The following is a 21,176-nucleotide window of genomic DNA, read 5'->3' as shown; positions in this document are numbered from 1 at the left end:
TATAGACCAGGTTGGTCGCAAAAAATTAAAAAATATGAGTCTAAATGGTTGCGGTTTGTCGCCCCACACTGAAGCATCATCCCTAAAGTCATTGATATAAAAGGAATCAATCACCCAGACCCATGCTTTTTAGTAGTGGAGGTCGCGGATTCTGGCACAGCCACCTAAGGTGCAGGATGCCAAAACCTTAGACTTAGGGATGTTCGATAACCCAAGCCATTGACATGAGGCAATTGTAATCATTGCTATTCAGAGTCATTACTTGACGCTTGCGGGGTGCATCTGCGGAATCACTCACCGCTAAATTCCTGTAGCCCAAATACGCTAAAACTTAGCAGCAGAGAACCTAATCACGGGCGTTAATCAGCCACCTAAACCCAAAAAATAGTTTCTTTGTACTCAGTAAGCTTTCTGTTTTTGATACCGATGGTCAACCACCTCGTAACGGATTCAGGTATACTTTTACTTTCCGTTTGGAACCCTGTAGAACTCTTCAAAACCAGGGTAACTGCGTAGCTTTTTGAGACAAAAGACACATTCCTGAGCCGTTTTATACGGATGTCCTGTCGGGGCTCGGAAGAAAGAACGTAAGCAGGTCAATATAAATTGAGCCAGCCAATCATGTTGTAATCTTTGTGAGATTTATAACCACTATGGGAAGGGCAGGAAAAGCATTAAAGCCTGTACTGACTCAGTACGGAATTAGTCAAAATCGTCTGGCTGTGACAATGGGGGTAGCCCGTTCAACGGTCAACCAATGGGTTAACTAAGTGAGCGATCCGCTAGCAGATTCAGTACCGGAGATTATGGTTGCTCTAGACACACTAGAGCCATCAGCCGCCAAGATTTTTCTCAGCATGTATTTGGAGCGGGGTGTTGAGGCGACTGTAGATCGCTAGATTGCTCATGCACTAGCAGGCGCTGCTAGATTGCTAAGGAATCCACGCAGGATTGATACCCGCAAAAGGAAATGCTTAAGGCACAATTGCCTGAGTCCTTTTGTTAAATCGATCATCAGAGGTCGGGTAAAGCATGAGGAATCATCGCTTTGCTGGTGCGATCGCAAGGCCATGTCCAAAATTACTGAGTTATCTTTGCCGGATTCGTCTCCCAAACTATGGTTTGGGTGTAGCGTTTTTTCGGGTCGTCCTGGTTACAGCTCACCATGGCTGCTGCAGAGCCATAGTGAGATGCATCCATAACCAATCCATACGGGGTAAAAAGTCTAACGTTTTCCCACTTTGCTCAGGATGCAACCATAAAATCCTCGTACGGGTCAGTTTCAAATCGATAGAGCCTTTGACCTTAAGGGCTACTGCTTAGCAAAGGTTCGCTCAACAGACTATTCGCCAACCGAATAAGGAAGAAGACCACCTGGTCAGAGGTGGTCAGAGTTCATGCACTCAACAGAGAGAAGAACACATGAAATACTTAATAGCTATCGGTCTTATCGGTCTCATCTCACTAGGAATAATTGCCCTATCTAACAAGGTAGGCTTGGTTCTCCTAACCTCTGAACACTTCACGTTCATCATTGATGGCGATGGGACAAGCAGTTTCGACCGTAGTGATTAAATATACAACACGCGATAGAGCAGTCCGGGATATCTCTTTTCGTTTGAGACGATAGCAGGATGATAATCAGCCAATACGCTTGAGTTATCATCCTGCCATCACGAATAAAGCTCATCTCTGCCAACACGATCGCTGGACTGCGGACAGACTAATAACGGTAAAGTCATTGCCATAGGGAGCCGGAAAGTTAAGGGTATAGGCCATCCGTTGCCTAGCCCAACTCAATCGGCTCCCTATGGCGATGGTGCTTCGAAGCTAGCCAGATACATGAGTTAGCTATTAGCAGACCACCTGGCTATTAGCGGACCACTATTGTTCAGGCCGATCATGCGTCTAAAAAAAGATCAAACAAGACTAGCTTTACCCAGTGGTAAAGGTAGGCAAATGATAGCGCAAAAAACGAAGCCGCCTTTGGGCAACTGGATACGACTGCTGTCCATAGCATCATCATTGTCCAATTCCAGCGGATTTCCTACAAAAGGTTTAGGTGGGCCACTGGTGATCAGTTTTAGGGCTACTGGTCATCCATTGTTAGCCTGGTACCATCAGACTGCATAAGGGATAGGCCAGAATGAATTAGTAAACTAACTCTAAGCTATCGAAAGTAAAAATGCGTAGGGTGTAGTCCCCTCCCTCTCCTCCAAGTAAAACAAAGGTTACGCCTTCGGCACCAATATCAACCTTGCGATCGCACCGCTCAATCACTTGGGCCGGGTTAGCACTGGCGATGACTGGTGCCAATTGTCCATCAGAATAAAATCGTTACCCAGTCCGTGACATTTACTGAAGAGTCGCCTCATGATCCAACTTTTCTGCTAAGCAGTCATAGCGCTTCCGGGTAACTTCCTGGCTATCTGCACGAGGATAGGAAATGAATAGCGATCTGCGGTTCGACATTAGTTACTATAAAGCTATTAGTTTCAAATCTAGAAAGCGGCTCTAACTTGGCGGTTGGGAGCCGCTTTCTGCATCTATAAACTATTAAAGCTGGTCTGACAGATAGGTGTCATGATCGGAGTATCAGGGGCAATCTAATGCCATGAACTTAGGCGACACCCCAAACCACAATGGCGAAACGATAATAGCACCAGGACTCCGTTATTCCAATCGTGCATGATTTAGTGTTAGGTCAAGGTTCTGGGTAAAAGCTGCACGGTTTCAAATGTGAAGAGCAGTAAAGATTATTCCTATAAGCTAAAAGGTTTAGACCATGCACTTCTAGCCCTACACGGAGTATGGCTCAAGCTGCAGTGCTGATACGTTAATCCATAGTCAGTAAGCCTCTACCCATCTGTGGAATTTCCAGCCCAGTTTACGTTGGTAGCGAGTACTAATCCCTGCCCCTGTGGTTTTTTTGGGGATACTGTACAGCCTTGTACATGTACACCTCGTAGCCGAGAACAGTACTGGTTCTGAGCAGCAGCTATTTGACGTTGAAAGTTCAATGTCTGGAGCGGTTGTAAGAGGGGTGTAAAAAAAGCGATCGTGCTAAGACCAACTAGACCTCCTTCCGTCTAGAATCAGCCCTATCGGCAACACTGATTTGACTCCCTGACCAATAAAAAGTCACTGTACACTCACCCATGTCATGAGGCGATCCTTCAGTAAATGTCCCGGACTGGGTAACGATTTTATTCTGCTGGACAATTGGCACTAGTCATCGCCAGTGCTAACCCGGCCCAAGTGATTGAGCGGTGCTAACCCGGCCCAAGTGATTGAGCGGTGCGATCGCAAGTTTGATATTGGTGCTGAAGGCGTAACTTTTGCCTTACTCGGAGGAGAGGGAGGGGGCTACACCCTACGCATTTTTACTTTCGATAGCTTAGAGTTAGTTTACTAATTCGTTCTGGCCTATCCCTTATGCAGTCTGATGGTGCCAGGCTAACAATGGATGACCAGTAGCCCTAAAACTGATCACCAGTGGCCCACCTAAACCTTTTGTAGGAAATCCGCTGGAATTGGATAATGATGATGCTATGGACAGCAGTCGTATCCAGTTGCCCAAAGGCGGCTTCGTTTTTTGCGCTATCATTTGCCTAGCTTTACCACTGGGTAAAGCTAGGCTTGTTTGATCTTTTTTTAGACGCATGATCGGCCTGAACAATAGTGGTCCGCTAATAGCCAGGTGGTCTGCTAATAGCTAACTCATGTATCTGGCTAGCTTCGAAGCACCATTGCCATAGGGAGCCGATTGAGTTGGGCTAGGCAACGGATGGCCTATACCCTTAACTTTCCGGCTCCCTATGGCAATGAAGTTACCGTTATTAGTCTGTCCGCAGTCCAGCGATCGTGTTGGCGGAGATGAGCTTTATTCGTGATGACAGAGTGATAACTCAAGCGTATTGGCTGATTATCATCCTGCTATCGTCTCAAACGAAAATAGATATCCCGGACTGCTCTATCGAGTGTTGTATATTTAATCACTACGGTCGAAACTGCTTGTCCCATCGCCATCAATGATGAACGTAAAGTGTTCAGAGGTTAGGAGAACCAAGCCTACCTTGTTAGATAGGGCAATTATTCCTAGTGAGATGAGACCGATAAGACCGATAGCTATTAAGTATTTCATGTGTTCTTCTCTCTGTTGAGTGCATGAACTATGACCACCTCTGACCAGGTGGTCTTCTTCCTTATTCGGTTGGCGAATAGTCTGTTGAGCGAACCTTTGCTAAGCAGTAGCCCTTAAGGTCAAAGGCTCTATCGATTTGAACCTGACCCGTACGAGGATTTTATGGTTGCATCCTGAGCAAAGTGGGAAAACGTTAGACTTTTTACCCCGTATGGATTGGTTATGGATGCATCTCACTATGGCTCTGCAGCAGCCATGGTGAGCTGTAACCAGGACGACCCGAAAAAACGCTACACCCAAACCATAGTTTGGGAGACGAATCCGGCAAAGATGACTCAGTAATTTTGGACGATGGCCTTGCGATCGCACCAGCAAAGCGATGATTCCTCATGCTTTACCCGACCTCTGATGATCGATTTAACAAAAGGACTCAGGCAATTGTGCCTTAAGCATTTCCTTTTGCGGGTATCAATCCTGCGTGGATTCCTTAGCAATCTAGCAGCGCCTGCTAGTGCATGAGCAATCTAGCGATCTACAGTCGCCTCAACACCCCGCTCCAAATACATGCTGAGAAAAATCTTGGCGGCTGATGGCTCTAGTGTGTCTAGAGCAACCATAATCTCCGGTACTGAATCTGCTAGCGGATCGCTCACTTAGTTAACCCATTGGTTGACCGTTGAACGAGCTACACCCATTGTCACAGCCAGACGATTTTGACTAATTCCGTACTGAGTCAGTACAGGCTTTAATGCTTTTCCGGCCTTTCCCATGGTGGTTATAAACCTCACAAAGACTACAAAGTTAGAGCAAGCCGATATTCATTGACCTGCTTACGTTCTTTCTTCCGAGCCCCGACAGGACATCCGTATAAAACGGCTCAGGAATGTGTCTTTTGTCTCAAAAAGCTACGCAGTTACCCTGGTTTTGAAGAGTTCTACAGGGTTCCAAACGGGAAGTAAAAGTATACCTGAATCCGTTACGAGGTGGTTGACCATCGGTATCAAAAATAGAAGGCTTACTGAGTACAAAGAAACTATTGTTTGGGTTTAGGTGGCTGATTAACGCCCGTGATTAGGTTCTCTGCTGCTAAGTTGCGTATTTGGGCTATAGGAATTTAGCGGTGAGTGCTTCCGCAGATGCACCCCGCAAGCGTCAAGTAATGACTCTGAGCAGCAATGATTACAATTGCCTCATGTCAATGGCTTGGGTTATCGAACATCTCTAAGTCTAAGATTTTGGCATCCTGCAACTTAGGTGGCTGTGCCAGAACCCGCGACCTCTACTAATAAAAAGCATGGATCTGGGTGATTGATTCCTTTTATATCAATGACTTTAGGGATGGTGCTTCAATTTAAGATGACAAACCGCAACTATTTAGACTCATATTTTTTAATTTTTTGCGACCAACCTGGTCTATAGGGAAAGTCCTACACATCTCTAAAAGTCCTTCACCCTATAGGTTTCAGTCCTACACATAGTCCTACACACTAATTTTTCAAGTCCTGCACATCACTGAAAGTCCTACACCATGCGGATTCTAGTTGGAAAGCACAAAATGTTAGTCATGTCCTATGCTGTTCCAGGGTCTGGACATGGGATATGCATGCTAGTTGCTTGAGGGGTGCTTGACCGACCCTCCAAGAAAGAGCTTAAGCTTCTATAGCGTTTGACCAGTGCTCTGACATCCCTTTGTACAATCGAGAGCTGGTCGTCTGGGACAGTATCCAATAGACCCATATATTCCAACAAGGCAGCGCGGTGTGTGTATTGCTGCTTTGTCGCTGGACAGTCTACTAATTCAGAAGTCCCTATTTGCTTAATTGTTTCAAACCAAGGATATAAATAGCTTCTGAGCTTTTCTTTATCCAAGGCTCCAGCCTGAATCATCTTTTCGAAATGCTGCAGATGATGTAAGAACCTGTTGAAATTATCTCTAATGCAAGATTTAACGGCTGAACATTGTAAATACAGAGGTGTTCCCCTATCTATGCCGTCATATTCTTCCCTAAGGGTGTGATTGCACTTACAAGCAAGGATAGCCTCTGTCCAAAGATGATTTTCGACTATCACGAAGCGCTCCATGGCTTTGTCCACAAAGGGAAATAGCTCAATGCATTGAAGCTCAGCACTCAGCATTTTTCTGACATTGATGGTTTCTGGGCTCGTTTCAAAGTCCTTGATTTTTTCTTCTATATATTGGCGTCGCTTCCATGACTCGTTGACCATATATACGACTGCGCCACCAATTGTTGAGAGCACAATTGAAATCGCGGTCAGATGGGTCTCTGACATGTCAAAAATTGACGAGCTTTGAGCCTGAGCAATGCTCACAGTTGGAAGTGCTACAGCCTGAGCTACAGCAGGCTGAAATAGCACCGTCGTGACTGCTGCCAATATTCCTAGAGAAATTTTTCCTATAAGTCCTAAGTGAATACGAGTTCTTTGTGGAGAATGTTGCCTTTGATGTGCCATCTGTAATGAATCTCTGTAGACGATCGTCAGAAGTGAATACCGCTAAAACAACAGAGAAATCTGATTGAAATTAGATTTCCTTAATTAATATTCACCTAAAAAATAACCAGAATATAGTGTACGAAAGTCGACTGCACCCTGATGTAAGGTAGGTCTTTAAGATGATGTACAGATGGTTTCCCTAATGCTTGGTGGCCCTATCAGGATGAGGGGAATACGTTTGCTGACCACTGCAGACTAGGTATCGCTTTATCGTTTTAGGTAGTGGGTATTATCGCAGGCCATAACATTAAGATTTTCCTTGCTGCTCAGACATCAGCACCATCGGTAACACTCACCAAGAAAACCAGGTTTAATAAGCTATAGAAGCAGAAAGCGACTCCCAACCGCCAAGTTAGAGCCGCTTTCTAAAATTTGAAACCGATAGCCCAATCTTAGCTGATGATCCGTATCTTTTTGGCCCACGCCTCAGAGGACAAGGAAGCCGTTACGCATTTGTATCAATGCCTTAAGGCACGTGGATTTCAGCCGTGGCTAGACAAGGTTGACTTACTCCCAGGCCAAAATTGGCGAGCAGAAATTCCAAAAGCGATTGAAGCTAGTGACGTGTTTCTTGCCTGTCTATCGGAGCGGTCTATCAAGAAGCAAGGATACATTCAGCGCGAATTCAGAATGGCACTGAATGAGATGGCCGATAGGCCGCCCGGTCAGATTTTTCTGATTCCGGTTCGGTTAGATGACTGTCAAATACCTGATTTACGTCAAGAGGAATACGGGATAAATCTTAGAGATTACCAATGGTTAGATTTGTTTCAAGATGGAGAGTTTGAACGACTGGTGAAGTCAATTGAGCTGCATCTTAAAAATGCGGCAGCACCCCTAAATATTCCGAAACTTCCGAAACTTCAGACTTTCACCTTTGAAACCGTCAAGATAAATGACAGGGGCTCAATCATCAGCAGGGAACAGAAAAGTGCTGAGTATTTCCGTCAGGATCTGGGCAATGGTGTCTACCTGGATATGGTCAAAATCCCAGGAAGCCGATTCTGGATGGGATCTCCGGACAATGAGATAAAGCGAATGGCTCGTGAAGGCCCGAGGCATAGGGTAAATGTCCCCGATTTTTACATGGGGAAGTACCCTGTAACGCAAGCACAATGGAAAGCTATAGCTTTACTAGACGATATAGACATAGAACTTTCTGCAGCTCCTTCAGATTTTAGAGGAAAGCAACGCCCTGTAGAACGTGTGCTGTGGTACGAGGCCGTCGAGTTTTGTAAACGGCTCTCCAAACGCAGCACTTTGTCGTATCGTTTCCCAAGTGAAGCCGAATGGGAGTATGCATGCCGCGCTAATAATTCGATGTCTTTTTCTTTTGGCCCAACGCTGACCGCTGGGATAGCAAATTATGATGCTCGCGATACCTACGATCAAGAGGCCAAAGGAAAAAGTGTTCATGAAACAACTGATGTGGGCAGTTTTCCTCCTAATTCCTTTGGCCTTTACGACATGCATGGCAACGTAGAAGAGTTCTGCCAGGATACCTTTCATCTTAGTTACGAAGGTGCTCCTGATGATGGTAGTAGCTGGACCAGTGGCTTTAGCTTCGGTCGGGTAGTACGTGGCGGTTCCTGGATGAGCCCTCCCAAGAAGTGTCGCTCCGCCGCTCGTGAACCTGTTAGCTCTAGCTTCCGTTTCAGATGGGTTGGCTTCCGTGTAGCCTGTTCAGCAACTACAGGTTCTTTTCCTTAGACCTTCACCTTTTTAACTCCTATACCCTTTGTTGGCCAAACTTCTAGTGACATTATTGATTCGATGTAGAACAATTCTTACACTCTGCTGTAGTACAGTACTGAATCTGAGCAGCAGTTTATAAAAGTCTCTCACCGTATAGTTTCAGCGCTACACAGTCCCCTTTTTAATTAGTTAACATTGCAATAGCTGCATATAAGTCCCGCTACATGACTCTAGATAGTTTCAACCTGGCCAATCAGTTTGATGAGCGGGTAACCCGGCCCTCAGCAATGACTGGGATTGATGCAGCGCTATTTAGAGCTGGCCTGTGCTCGTGCCCACAGTGTCTAGCCAACGAGTTAAAACGGCTGGGTTATTACGAGGAATCGCAATGGTTGTATGACAGGTCAATGGCTGACTTGCATAACCGCTCAATACTGTCTGATCTTGAAAACGAAGAGTTCAGCACAGAACGAAAGCTCGAATTGATACAGCTCCGAGCAAGCCACGCTATCAGCGATGTAAACCCAGCCATTACTCGGGCTATGCGTAATGCTGGCGTAGTTAGCGACGGCAGCTTAAACCCTCGAATCGCAGTTAGATATCGAGCTGGGTACAGGCAGGATAGGCACTCTAGAGACACTAGATCAGGCTATGCACATCTTTCTGGCCATGGCTCAACCTGCACAGCTCAATCGGAACATGATCAAATTGCTTACCTAATTGGCCAGCGGCTGCTCAAAATGATTGAGCTTCAATATAGTGCGACTGTTACCGATATTTTTCACGACAAAGCGTTAACAGGAGCATCAGGACGTCGCCCCGATGTGCAATTTGTAGTGAACGCACCTGATAGAGACCCGCTGAAAGTGGCGCTAGAGGTACAGCGTAGCCCTCTAGATATCAATGTTTTCAGGGCTCGACACCATGCCCTTTTAGACAATGCAGATCAGGTTATCTGGGTATTTAGAAAACATGGCTCACCTGACAACTTACGCACCAGAAGCCCTCGGCTTCGAGACTGTATGCAATATGCTAATGCTCACAGCGGCAGAGTGTGGGTGTATTGCCTCAAGCCAGACGAGCAGTCCGTAGTTGTCAACCCGGCTAAGCTCACGTTAATTCCAGGGCATCGGCTGACATTTTATATCTCGGAGTACGACAACCCACAACACACTGATACCAGACGTTGTAATCGTTTAGAGGAACTGTTCACCGGCCAACAGTCCCATCAAGCCAAACCACCAGCGAAGGCTATTGTTGACTTTGACTTAAATCTGTTTGGTGAATCACAGCTGGAGCCGACTATTGAGGTCAAGAAGCACCCCAAAACGGAACAACCTGCCGATAGGCCTGATGATTCCGCTATCTGGGGACGGGAAGATCGCCAGAAACGTCAAGCAGAACGCATAGACATACTTGAAGCAAAGCGGATTATTCCTGAGATGTTCTCAGATGCGACTCAATTAAGGCATTTTCAAGTTGGCGCATGTGCTCAGGAATTGATTCTCTTAACAGACACTTCACCCCCAGCGGATGCCTTTAATATTTGTTGTCATTATTCATGGCAATTCGATGATGCGATGCAGGTCTTATCGCATGTTGATATTAAGAGGTGCCACCACATCATCAAGCTGTTGGAGAAATTCAAGGCGAGTTTGATGAATGCTCCTGAAGAACTATGGCAACTTATTTACACACACAATGATTATTCGTGTGCGGCAAGCGCCAAGGACTTTTGGGGGCTAATTGATGAGTGGTGGGATACATCAGATTTATCCGCGGAAGATAGACAAGCGATTGAACGTGATGCCCAGACAAATGGTTGGTGTGATTTTGGTGATGATAGCTTTGGTGTGTTTGTTCAGAGAATAAGCCTGCACTATAAGTAAAATCTCTCCCAGATTTGGCTGGCATCATTCCGCTTGTTTCGGCCTTCTGCAGCCCAAAAGACGGCTCTCATCATCCCCTCATCATTCCACCAGCAACCACTAGCCTTCTTTTCCCTCCTTCGGAAACGAACACTCAACCGTGATCTTGAGATTACATTCAGCACTCCCCTTCGTCACATAAGGCACCCCACCTTCTCCAGCCACCTTGATACCGAACTCCAACGTCACCTTATCCACATTGGCCGTGGCCATGTCCTTAAAAGCATTGAGAGTATGAGCTGTATAGGTGCGGATCGTGCTTTGCATCATCTGAAAACTCCTGACGGCTTGCTCACCAGGACCTTTTGGAGTCCGAGTAGGACCATGATCAGCAGGTAGCGGTGGAGCCGTAACGGTTTCGTCAGCCTCGATATAAATGGTCGTGCCGTCTTCGAGCTGAATGGGGGCTAGTTGGGTCATGGCATATAAAGAAGAATGAATAAGTACCAGTACGGGTACTGCTATATCAGCAATCAGATACTACACTGACACCACATCCTGCCATTAGCCGCCATCTATGAGCCGCGATGCCCTGATCGTCGGAATCAATCGCTATCAGTATTTGAGTTCCTTGAAAGCTCCGGCTAAAGATGCTGAAGCGATCGCACACCGACTGGAGCAGGATGGCGATTTTAGGGTTTGGCGGTTGCCAGAGCAGATTGATCCTGCCAATGGGAACAGGTCTACGGTGTCATCGACCCAGCAGGTTTTACAGGTACAGCTGGAGCAGGCTCTCAAGCAACTATTTCGACCTGATAGTACTCAAGCGCCTGAAACGGCACTATTTTATTTTTCAGGTCACGGCATCCCCGATAAAGATGGGTTCGACAAAGGCTATCTAGCAGCGAGTGATACAAACTCTAATACCCCACGAGCAGGGTTATCTCTGCGCTGGCTGCAGTGGCTTCTATCAGAAAGTCCGGTCAAGCAGCAAATCATCTGGCTCGATTGCTGTCACAGTGGGTCTTTAATCGTCAATGTGGGAGCGGCTAACCCTGGAAATAGTGAGAGTCGAGACCGTTGCTTTATCGCGTCATCCCGTGACTTTGAAACCTCTTGGGAGGATCTGAACAGCCAGTACAGTGTGCTGACTAAGGCATTGCTAGAAGGACTGGAACCATCTCGGTTACCAGGACGCTGGATTGATACCTTTGCACTGGTGGACTACGTGAACCAAGCCCTTAAGGGTGAATTACAAACGCCGGTCTGCACCAACTTTGGTGAGGCGATTAATTTAACTCGGACTTGGCAAGTTGAAGACCAGGCAACGAAGCAGATACCGGTAGATAGTGGCATTTGTCCATACAAGGGGCTGGAGTTCTTCGACTGCAATGATGAAGACCCGAAATACTTCTTTGGTCGAGAAAAGCTGGTCGGACAACTGCTTGATCAGGTACGCACATCCAACTTTATGGCACTGGTTGGAGCCTCGGGCAATGGCAAATCATCCGTCTTACGAGCTGGGTTACTCCATCAGCTAAAACTGGGACGACGCAGTGCAGGCAGTGACCAGTGGCAGATTTTGATTACCCGTCCAGATATTCATCCAATGCAAAATTTAGCCGCTGTGTTTGTACCGGAGGGTGGATCTCAGCTAGACCGTGCAGGAGAGTTAGGAAAAGCGATTGGACTCCTTAAAGAAGGGGCTGCAGGACTACAACGCTTGGTAGAGGTGTCTACGGCACCACGAACCATTTTGGTAATCGACCAATTTGAGGAAGTCTTTACCCGTTGTGATAGTAATGAGGAACGCGAACAGCTTTTTGGCTGTTTAATGGGGGCACTGGAAGAAACCGGTGACAAGTTCTGCCTGATTATTGCCATGCGGGCAGATTTTGTCGGCAAGTGTTTAGAGCAAGACTACAGTGGGTTAGCCCAACAATTGCAGCAACACATGATTAGTGTCTTACCTCTGACAGCAGATGAGTTAAGAGATGCCATTTGTAAACCGGCAGAGCAGGCTAACTTAACGATTGAACCAGCCCTTGTTACTGAAATCCTCAATGATATTAAGGGTGCGCCTGGTAGCTTGCCACTCTTGCAATACACCCTCAAGGAACTGTGGCAGCGTCGTCAGGAAAGTACGCTCATGCTCTCTACCTATCAGGAGCTTGGTGGCATCAACGGCACCCTAGATAAACGGGCAACTGAGATTTACAACAGATTCAATACTGACCAACAACGAACGGTACAGCATATCTTTCAGCAGTTAACTCAGTTGGGAGAGGGGACTGAAGATACCCGCCGTCGTGTGTTTTTAGACAATCTGATTTCTGAACCGTTGCATCCAGTGGAAATAGTTAGAACCGTTATTGACACGTTATCTAGCAAAGATAACCGACTGTTAGTAACCAGTGAATTGATTGGTAAAGGTGACGTGAAAGAGCGGCGTGCCATCGTTGATGTAGCCCATGAAGCCTTGATTCGTCATTGGCGTTTATTGCGACAGTGGATCGAAAAGAATCGGGATTTATTACGGCAGCAACGGCGGATTGAAGCGAGTGCCGTGACCTGGCAAGAGCATAATCAGTTGAAAGGATATTTGCTACAGGGGTTGTCACTCAATGAAGCACTTCAATTTCAGAAGCATCAGGTGGATACTTTTCCGCTTTCAGAACCAGCCAAAAATTTTATCCAAAAAAGTGTTTGGCAGAAACGCCGGAATCTTCTGAAAGCATCTATCTGGTTGGTTATTCCAGCTGTGATTATTGCAGCACCAGTAGAACACTTTGTACGTGAAGACCATATAAAGAAAGACTATAGTCGTTTGGACAGTGAGAATAAATCTGAAGAAAAACAAGCAGTTCAAGAGCTAGTTGCTGGCTGTTCTGCGACTAAATCCTATGCAGCGGTTCCTGAATATTTTTTAGAGCGAGTGTTTGGTCATTGCCGCTCACTTAAAGAGACACGATTATCAGCGGCGGATTTGAGCGGTTCCAATCTCCCTCACGCGGAGCTCTTTTCCTCCGAGCTCAATAATGCCGACCTCCGTTCTGCCAACCTCAGCTATGCAGACCTACGCTATACCAACTTTAGTAATGCAGATCTCCGCGACGCTTCCCTTGGTTACGCCGATCTTCGTAACGCTAATTTTTATGATGCCATCCTCGACTATGCCAGTTTTCTCAATGCCGACCTTCGCGGAGCTAATTTTAGCAATGCCTACCTGCACAAAACTGTTGCTGGTGATGTTGACCTAAGCAGCGCTAACTTCAGTTTTGCTAGCCTTAGTGCCGATCTAAGCTCTGCTAATCTAAGTTCTGCTGATTTCAGTAACGCTGCTCTTATCGATGCTAACCTTCGCTACGCTAACCTCGAAAATGCCAACCTAAGCTTTGCGATCATTCTTGCTACTGATTTACGTGCTGCCAATCGCCTTACTCAAACACAACTGGAAGGCGAAAATTCACCTTTTATATGCAATGCTCCGCTTCCAGAAAACATTGAAATTCAGGGAGGGAAAGACCGAGACTGTGACAAGTTAGCGGATATCTTGCATCAAAGATATCCAGATGAGTTTGAGAACATTGAAGCAGCGGCAGAATTTGTCAACGAGCAACGGCAGAGACCCTGGGAATAACTTTGAGAGCCTGTGCTTAAACGCTCTAGTTCCATAGCTGAGTCAGAGAAAACTTACCCTCATGGCAGCCATTCCCCTCATGGCAACCATTCCCCTCATGGCAACCGCTGATAGCGAACTTCACGTCTAAATCAGTCCGTCTCAATATTCTCTGCGATCGCAACCTATCTCACCTACCACCCACATCCTCACCCTCACTCGCCCATCCCTATCTCACCCGCTATCTCCACCTCTTCCACTACTCCCTCCACTCCACCCAATTCCTTACCCCGAGCCTTCTCCTGCACCAGTCCCATTCCCTTAGCCAAGCACCCGGCCACTTTCTGAAACTCTTCATCGGTCAGGCCCTGACGCAAGATCCCCAGAATCATCTCCACCTCACTCTCCAACCGTTGGGTCACCACAACCTCCACTGGAGCATTAGCACCCGTAAGCTTGGAGATCGATTCGATGGTTTGGCGAAGCTCCCTAAGCACAAGCACCGTTTTCACCGGTCGGATATTGGCCGTATCCGCTTCGGCATCATCTCTCAGCTCCTGAACCATTTCATTCAGAATCTCAAGATTGCCCTCAAGCCTAACCAGCTGAAGCGTTTGCTGATCTTGGTAGGTCTCTCGATGGAAGACGGTCAGGTTTTTAACAAACGCCTGGTAATCATCATGCAAAACGGACACTGATAAGGGGTTACCTTCTTTGGTGGCAAAGCCTTGCTCGGCGAGCTCCTGGGCAAACTCTCGGGTGATCTGGCCGCCTGCACGACGATGATCAAAGACGAGCTGAGCCCGTTGTGCTCTATGGTCTGACTCGGAGAGTCTCTCGGCTAATTCTCGTTTGTGGTTGATTCGCATAAGGAGATGTGGGGACTTGTGGGACTTGTGGGGTAGGGGTAAAGGGTTGGATAGGGGGGAGAGGAGTGCTGTGAGTGAAAGGTAGTGAGGTCAGCAAAGAGTGCTAATCCATTGACAATCTTCAATACCAAATCACGATCTCATTAACAATAGATTCTAATCTATGGCTCAAGGAGCTGTCATAGCTATCAGGGCTATTAGGCAAAAGAGGGTGCGATCGCACGCGGGAGAATGCTTCCAGCCGTCCAACCCATTGGTTCCAGCACATTGATATAGGTTTGATATCGGTGTTTTGTTCTTATGCGTGTGGTGGACACGGTCCTAGAGCCATGAGCTGAATGTGCTTCAAAAAGGAGTATTTTCAGCCATTTTACCCAGCAAGAAAAAATTCGACATCCTGGGATCAGTAGGCCCCCTTATTTGAACTAGGGGGTGGCTTGGGAGGGAGGGTGATAGTGCTGGTCGAGGATGATGGTAAAACTGTTCTTCATTATCACGATAATGAAGTTGGAGGCATCCCCTGGGGCATCCCCCCTGTGGTTCATCCAGCTGTGGTTCATGTTCCGGAAGCATCTCTAGTGAACACATCGAGGGAAGCTTACCCTGCCGTTTCTACGTACCCCCTAGTCATGTTTGAACAGAGGGGGGTGGAGTGGCAGGGACGTAAAGCCTATCAACGACCCAAGACAACAGCAGTGCAGACGCTCGCAAGAAGAACGACCGCACTACTATGTCCAACGGCTCGCATAAGCGTTCCGCACGAAATGACGAGGATTCCACCATACAGCCAACTATCGGACCTGCTGCCCAGGTCTAACATCTGCACGAGAGTAGGTGAAAGACTCGCCTTGTTGTACCTCATTACTATCGAACAAAGTAATGGTGTCGCCATCATTATTGAGAGGCATGGTCGGCCTACGAAGCGTGATTTCGTTGTCGCCTGGATTCAGCATGCTACCGTCTGGGAAAACGAAGATATTGTTGGCGAGATCGCGCATCGACCATCCGGAAATATCCAGTGTTCCTTGGTCACTATAGCGTAGTGTGACAGTTTCTCGCCCTACATCTGCTCCATCAGGATTGGGGAGTGCATTGGTAATTTCAACATCACCTTCTGGTGGTGGCGGTGTAGGAGGAATCTCCCCTGTAGATGCAAAAACTGCCAGGTGATCTGAGCCATATCGAGCTGATGCTGCTTGGGCAGGGTTAAACTCATCTGCTAATGAACCAGCCACATAGAGTACATCAATCGCTCCAGTTCCTGGGAAAGGTATACGACTACCATCACCAACAAATGTTTCAGCAACATTCTGTGCCAGAGAAATCATACTGAGGCCATCAATAAGACCACCACCTAAGATGGCATGCGTATCATCATAGCCATCATTTCTATCATCGGTGAGATCGGTACCATTCTTGTCACTGTCGGTAACACCAACATTAACGTCGCCACCGAAAATAACTGTGTGCCCTGGATTGGCTGTTAAGAGTTCGTTGGTATGGCTTACTACGGCTGCAGCAACCAATTCGCGTTTTTCGGCATTACTAAAATCTGCAGGGCCGCTACGACTACGTGAGGACTTAAAGTGAGAGACGATGACAAACAAATCAAGCTCATCAATTTCTGCGACAAGAAAACCACGCCCAACACCCACATCAGCAATACCGCTTTGATTGACACGTTCCAGCCGACGCTCTGTAATATTTCCAGCTCTATCTAGTGAACGATCAAACTCAACAATATTAGTCAATGGGAAGCGAGAGATAATACCAACCTCCAGATCACCTCGATTAGTTCCAGGTTGGAACGTTGATATTGCAGTATGGAAGTTCTCCCGCCCCATTTCTTGCTTAATAGCATCAAGGTCGGCTTGCGTCTCGATTTCATTGACTAATAAGATATCGAAATCCACTTCATCAAGAAAATCATCGAGATCCAAAGCATTAACGTTTCGATCAAGGAAGCCAACATTCCAGGTTGCCACTGTAAGTTCTTCGTTGGCGAAAGAAGGCAAGGAACATAAAGGAATCAATGAACCAACAGCAACTGCCAGAATGCGTCGGAGCATAAGGCAACCAGATCGATAACGCATATTGACCTCACTCAGGAAACAACGTCAGTGTCTTCATCTTGGAAGGCACCAATGGAAAGCTTCATACAATGCGTAAAAGCAATACCCTAGGTAGGGAAAATTTAGCTTTAGGAGAAAAATCTTGACTGAATTATACACTGTAGTATTTTGACGATTTTTGGTCTGGTTTAAGAAATAACCACGGGAATTCAGTAATTTAACAGAAGTTCAAGGTTTTGGAACGATTCTCGACGCAAGACGCTCTGGAGGGTGGGAAACCTTGTGTCCTGGTTGATCTGGGGGCAGTAAGCCAAGCAAAGTTCTCTATGATTTATTTCCCGACTGTTTTTAAGGAAAAATACATGTTTTGAAGGCTATAGCAGAGGAATGCCTGAATTAAGTATCTTTATCTCAAGGTTATATGTATATAGATACAAATGTCCTAAGTAGCGGTGATTATTAGACGACAATTATTCTGGGATGATGGAACTAATGGTGGAAAGAATTCCGGCCTCCCAATTCAGAAACGCCGCCTTATGGCCATTGACGGCAAACATTTCGCATTTCATCAACCACTAAATTCAGAACAGTTTTATCTTCACCGGATAGGGTAATCATGGCTGGAGCAAGTTTAGGGAGATTTTTAAGAAACGCTTGACGTCCTTCATGAGCGTTGATGTGCAGAACCTCTTTCCATGAGGCGATATCCGTTCCAATTAGTTTAAGTTTCACAGGAAGTAGTCCCTTTGACGACACCTTTGCTCGGATAGACTCATCCTGAATCGTTTGGAAGACTTCCAATACCTCACTTATCAGATTCTCAGGCCAATACTGCGCCAAGCCAATCAGCGTATTGCCCCGAATAGACTCTTGCTGAATTGAGCGGACCATTTTCAGGACCTCACGCATTATCTCAGGCTTATACTGAAAATACTTCTGCACTAACTTTTTTAGACTCGTAGCTCTAGTAGATTCGTTATGAATCGAGCCAATCACCTCCAGAGCCTCACTTATCAATTCGGGCCTATACTGGCAAGCTAACCAGCTATAGACCTCCGCTTGATCAGACGCTTGTTGAACTGAGCGAGCCACCATCAGTACCTCATCTAACAACTCAACCCTACACTGAGCTAACCAACTCAGTGCGTAAGCTCGATAACGATCCTCCTTAATGGAACGAGTTACTTCTAGCGCCTCGTTCATCAGTGCTTGAGGTACATACTTGGCTAACCTAATCAATGCATCAGCACGTTCGGATTCGACATGAATCCGGTGGGCTGCCGACAGCGCCTTGCTCATAAACTCCTCGGGCCAATATTGGGCAAGCTTAATCAATGCGTCATCACAGTTAACCCATTCAGGAATTGAGCGGGCCACTGTCAAGGCCTCGCCTACCAAATCGGGCCACTGTTGGGCTAACGCGCCCAATGCACTAGCCTGGTAAACCGTGATTGAAATCGAGCGAGCTACTTCCAGTGACTCGTTCATCAGCGCCCTAGGAATATGCTCGGCTAACTCACTCAATGCATTAGCCCGCTTAGACACATCCTGAATCAGGCGGACCGCTGACAGTGCTTCACTAATGACCTCATCATGCATATATTGGGCAGCACTAGATAATGCATGAGCCCGACAAGACACGTTCTGAATCGAATGGGCCACAGTCAAAAACTCATTTACCAGTGTCTTAGGCATATACTGAGCTAGCTTAATCAGCACCCTAGACCGCTCATAATCATCCTGAATGTTATGAGTTATCACCAGTATCTCACTCACCAACTCAGGCATATATTGACTGAACTCGCTCAGTGCTATAGCTTGAGCAGGTTCATCCTGAAGTGAGCGAGCCACAGTCAAAGCCTCGCTCATCAAGGTTGTTGGCAAATGTTCAGTCACCCCCCTCAGTAACAAGGTGCGATCACATTCCCTCTGGAGCGAACGGGCCATCACCAAGGACTCACGCATCAGGACCTCAGGCAAATATGGAGCTAATTCTCGGACCGCATGAATCCAAGCATTATTTGTCTGAACTAGGCGGGCCATGGCTAACACCTCACCCACCAATTCGGGCCTATACTGGACTAAGCTACTCAGAACTTTGACTCGGTCAGGCCCAAACTCAATTAAGCGGGCAACGGCTAAAGCCTCATCCACCAACTCAGGCGTATATTGTGCTAGTTCGCTAAGGATCTTAGCCCGAGAAGTCTCATCCTGAATCGAGCGTGCTACTGCCAAAGCCTCATTCATTAATTCGGGCATATGTTGAACTAATCTAATCAAGACTTTGGCCCGGTCAAACTTGTTCTGAATCGAGCGAGTCATAGGCAAAACCTCACTCATTAATGTCTTAGATAGGTATGGGGCTAATTCACTTAGTGCCTTTGCCCGGTACGATTCTTTCTGAATCGAGCAAGCCATAGCTAAAGCCTCACTCATTATCGCCTCGGGCAAATATTGGGCTAACAGGGTCAATCCTTGGGCCTGGTAATGCTCAGGTCGATTTGTACAGGCAATCGCTAACATTTCACCCATCAATTCCTCAGGCACATATGGAGCTAAATCTCTCAGAACAAAGGACCTTGGATCACTCCGAATCAAACCGATCCCTTCCATTGCCTCGCTCACTAATTCCGGTAAATATGGAACTAATGCAATAAGTGCAGTTGCCCGGCTAACTTCATCCTGAATCTTATGGAGTACAACCAAAGCTTCACTCACCACCTCAGGCACATACGGAACTAATGCACTTAAAGCACTGCCCCGAGCCCCTTCACTTTGCATTGTGCGGGCTATAATCAGCGCTTCACTTATTAATCCTTTAGGCAGAAATGGCGCTAGTGCTCTGAAATTTCTAGCCTGAGCATTAGGGTTTAGAATTTGCCTCACATAGGATAATCCTTGAGCTGGTGTCCAAAACCCTTTTTGTACAAACGCTGCGATTAATTCAGGTGGAATATTCTGAGCCAGACTATTGAGAGATGTGGTGATCAGGGCATACCGACACTGCAGTGCAATCGACTCAGGCGCATTCTGGGTATAGAGTCCCTCAGCTGCCTGCCATGCCCGAGCAACATCGGTAACGAAACTGGCTGTTTGTCCCAGCTTCTCGCATGCTTCATACCAACCATTGCGACCATCTGGCGTCGATTCTTTCAGCAGCTGATGCATCAATTCCGGTTGACCAGCCTGCTCAAAATGCCAAGCCAAATGACTGTGGATGTAGCCATCTGCTGGAACTGTATGCCACAAATCATTTTGGGTCTGAACACGATAGCGCTCAAGGAATTGGGAATGAGCCTCTTCAACCGTGAGCCCTAGACCTGGTAAATCACCTAAATATTGTTCATGGGTTAGCAAGTTTTTGGCCAGGTCATGAACTAAATCATGGATGCGATAAGTCGGTTTCTCTCCAGACCTTTGAGCTTGAGACAAGAGCAGCGCCCGATTTTTGAACTCTCGCAACAACTTACTCGCCTGCACGGGGGACACCCCCCACAACGTGGCTGCCATCGGTTGAGTAAGAGAGACATCCTCAGGAACAATGCCCAACCAGGCAAATTGCTTTAATTGTTCTCGGGAAAGTAGCTTAAGCGTGAGCTTGAAAGAGGCCACCAGGCTCCGACGCTTTCGAATGGCTTCATCGCTGATAGACTCGACATCGCTATCAATATCAAGCGCTTCGGGGTCTGCCATTTCTGCTTGAAAGGCCTCTAGTAGCTCGTCCCAGCTCATCCCATCTTCAATCTGAGCCGCGGCTAATTCTAGGGCCAGCGGCAAATAGCCAACTTCGTTGGCAAAGGTCTCAGCAGATGATTGTTCTGCGTCAAATAACGGAGTTAGTAAACATCGGGTGAGAAGCTCTAACGATTGCTGGGGCGTCATCAAATCTACGTCATAGCGTGTGGCTCCAACAATCTTGGTTTGCCGAGTTGTCACTAAAACACAACAACCAGCACCACCTATACGAAAGGGCTCCACATGCTCGGGATGCCATACATCATCAATAACCAGTAGCGCTTTCTTATCTGCTAATAATGTTCGCAGATGCAATGATGCTGCCTGCAGAGTCGTGGGATTGTAGTCATAGTCTCCTAACTCCCGAATCCATAGATTTACCATCGAGAGCATATCTGGCTGCTGACCTAGGGTTACCCACAGCACACCATCCGGGAATCGCCGCTGGATCTCGCCACTCTGCACTAAAGCTGCAGCCAAAACCGATTTACCAATACCACCCATGCCATAAATGGCACTGATCACCAATGTGCCAGGTGTCCCCTCATTTTCATCCAGCAGCATAGCCTTAACCGCCTCGAAATGCTCAGGCCGTTGGACATAGTGTCGAGGCAAGGGCGGCGCTTGAAACGGCGCACCGGGATTCAGCGTCGTTGGATA

The 21,176-nt window shown here is 46.9% G+C and carries 14 protein-coding genes and 1 pseudogene; 7 read left to right on the top strand and 8 right to left on the bottom strand.

Annotated elements, in window-relative coordinates:
* Positions 1–653 precede the first annotated feature (653 nt).
* Complete coding sequence (locus U2F10_RS24045; RefSeq protein WP_499873470.1) at positions 654–770, top strand: helix-turn-helix domain-containing protein; 117 nt, start codon at positions 654–656, stop codon at positions 768–770.
* Complete coding sequence (locus U2F10_RS24040) at positions 771–899, top strand: hypothetical protein (RefSeq protein ID WP_499873467.1); 129 nt, start codon at positions 771–773, stop codon at positions 897–899.
* Positions 900–2,151: 1,252 nt separating this feature from the next.
* Here U2F10_RS24040 and U2F10_RS24035 read toward each other — a convergent pair.
* Positions 2,152–2,316: a hypothetical protein gene (locus U2F10_RS24035; protein WP_499873469.1), complete on the bottom strand. Its 165-nt coding sequence runs from the start codon at positions 2,314–2,316 to the stop codon at positions 2,152–2,154.
* A gap of 549 nt (positions 2,317–2,865) precedes the next feature.
* Between U2F10_RS24035 and U2F10_RS24030 the strand changes: the two are divergent.
* A pseudogene (locus U2F10_RS24030) lies at positions 2,866–2,985 on the top strand (ATP-binding protein); the annotation flags it as partial.
* Positions 2,986–3,262: 277 nt separating this feature from the next.
* Positions 3,263–3,415: a hypothetical protein gene (locus U2F10_RS24025; protein WP_499873468.1), complete on the top strand. Its 153-nt coding sequence runs from the start codon at positions 3,263–3,265 to the stop codon at positions 3,413–3,415.
* A 1,253-nt stretch (positions 3,416–4,668) separates the two neighbouring features.
* On the opposite strand, the gene U2F10_RS24020 is transcribed toward U2F10_RS24025, so the two are convergent.
* The 3 genes from U2F10_RS24020 to U2F10_RS24010 form a co-directional block, all read right to left on the bottom strand.
* Positions 4,669–4,797 carry a hypothetical protein gene (locus U2F10_RS24020; RefSeq protein ID WP_499873467.1) on the bottom strand — a complete coding sequence of 43 codons (129 nt, stop codon included), beginning with the start codon at positions 4,795–4,797 and terminating at the stop codon, positions 4,669–4,671.
* Positions 4,798–4,914: a helix-turn-helix domain-containing protein gene (locus tag U2F10_RS24015; protein ID WP_499873466.1), complete on the bottom strand. Its 117-nt coding sequence runs from the start codon at positions 4,912–4,914 to the stop codon at positions 4,798–4,800.
* Between the two features lie 799 nt (positions 4,915–5,713).
* Complete coding sequence (locus tag U2F10_RS24010; protein WP_499873465.1) at positions 5,714–6,616, bottom strand: hypothetical protein; 903 nt, start codon at positions 6,614–6,616, stop codon at positions 5,714–5,716.
* Positions 6,617–7,057: 441 nt separating this feature from the next.
* Here U2F10_RS24010 and U2F10_RS24005 point away from each other — a divergent pair, with 441 nt between their 5' ends.
* Positions 7,058–8,368, top strand: coding sequence for an SUMF1/EgtB/PvdO family nonheme iron enzyme (locus U2F10_RS24005; RefSeq protein ID WP_499873464.1), 1,311 nt, complete (start codon positions 7,058–7,060; stop codon positions 8,366–8,368).
* 209 nt (positions 8,369–8,577) lie between these two features.
* Positions 8,578–10,242 carry a competence protein CoiA family protein gene (locus U2F10_RS24000; RefSeq protein ID WP_499873463.1) on the top strand — a complete coding sequence of 555 codons (1,665 nt, stop codon included), beginning with the start codon at positions 8,578–8,580 and terminating at the stop codon, positions 10,240–10,242.
* Between the two features lie 99 nt (positions 10,243–10,341).
* Here U2F10_RS24000 and U2F10_RS23995 read toward each other — a convergent pair whose 3' ends face one another.
* On the bottom strand, positions 10,342–10,701 hold the full coding sequence (locus U2F10_RS23995) for a CU044_2847 family protein (RefSeq protein WP_499873462.1): 360 nt from the start codon (positions 10,699–10,701) through the stop codon (positions 10,342–10,344).
* Between the two features lie 97 nt (positions 10,702–10,798).
* Here U2F10_RS23995 and U2F10_RS23990 point away from each other — a divergent pair, with 97 nt between their 5' ends.
* Positions 10,799–13,861 carry an nSTAND1 domain-containing NTPase gene (locus U2F10_RS23990; protein WP_499873461.1) on the top strand — a complete coding sequence of 1,021 codons (3,063 nt, stop codon included), beginning with the start codon at positions 10,799–10,801 and terminating at the stop codon, positions 13,859–13,861.
* 194 nt (positions 13,862–14,055) lie between these two features.
* On the opposite strand, the gene U2F10_RS23985 is transcribed toward U2F10_RS23990, so the two are convergent.
* From U2F10_RS23985 to U2F10_RS23975, 3 genes are all read right to left on the bottom strand, one after another.
* Entirely contained in the window at positions 14,056–14,709 is a 654-nt protein-coding gene (locus tag U2F10_RS23985; RefSeq protein WP_499873460.1) for a hypothetical protein, read from the bottom strand.
* Positions 14,710–15,500: 791 nt separating this feature from the next.
* Positions 15,501–16,778, bottom strand: a complete 1,278-nt coding sequence (locus tag U2F10_RS23980; protein ID WP_499873459.1) for a lamin tail domain-containing protein — start codon at positions 16,776–16,778, stop codon at positions 15,501–15,503.
* A 537-nt stretch (positions 16,779–17,315) separates the two neighbouring features.
* Complete coding sequence (locus U2F10_RS23975) at positions 17,316–21,131, bottom strand: NB-ARC domain-containing protein (protein WP_499873458.1); 3,816 nt, start codon at positions 21,129–21,131, stop codon at positions 17,316–17,318.
* Positions 21,132–21,176 lie beyond the last annotated feature (45 nt).

Source organism: Leptothoe sp. EHU-05/26/07-4, assembly GCF_043421015.1.
Taxonomy (GTDB): domain Bacteria; phylum Cyanobacteriota; class Cyanobacteriia; order Phormidesmidales; family Phormidesmidaceae; genus Leptothoe; species Leptothoe turfae.
This window is presented reverse-complemented; position numbering and strand designations above follow the sequence as displayed.

Coding starts and splice junctions, on each gene's coding strand:
- U2F10_RS24045 (WP_499873470.1), top strand. CDS start 654: ATGGGAAGGGCAGGAAAAGCATTAAAGCCTGTACTGACTCAGTACGGA.
- U2F10_RS24015 (WP_499873466.1), bottom strand. CDS start 4,914: ATGGGAAAGGCCGGAAAAGCATTAAAGCCTGTACTGACTCAGTACGGA.
- U2F10_RS24010 (WP_499873465.1), bottom strand. CDS start 6,616: ATGGCACATCAAAGGCAACATTCTCCACAAAGAACTCGTATTCACTTA.
- U2F10_RS24005 (WP_499873464.1), top strand. CDS start 7,058: ATGATCCGTATCTTTTTGGCCCACGCCTCAGAGGACAAGGAAGCCGTT.
- U2F10_RS24000 (WP_499873463.1), top strand. CDS start 8,578: ATGACTCTAGATAGTTTCAACCTGGCCAATCAGTTTGATGAGCGGGTA.
- U2F10_RS23995 (WP_499873462.1), bottom strand. CDS start 10,701: ATGACCCAACTAGCCCCCATTCAGCTCGAAGACGGCACGACCATTTAT.
- U2F10_RS23990 (WP_499873461.1), top strand. CDS start 10,799: ATGAGCCGCGATGCCCTGATCGTCGGAATCAATCGCTATCAGTATTTG.
- U2F10_RS23985 (WP_499873460.1), bottom strand. CDS start 14,709: ATGCGAATCAACCACAAACGAGAATTAGCCGAGAGACTCTCCGAGTCA.
- U2F10_RS23980 (WP_499873459.1), bottom strand. CDS start 16,778: ATGCTCCGACGCATTCTGGCAGTTGCTGTTGGTTCATTGATTCCTTTA.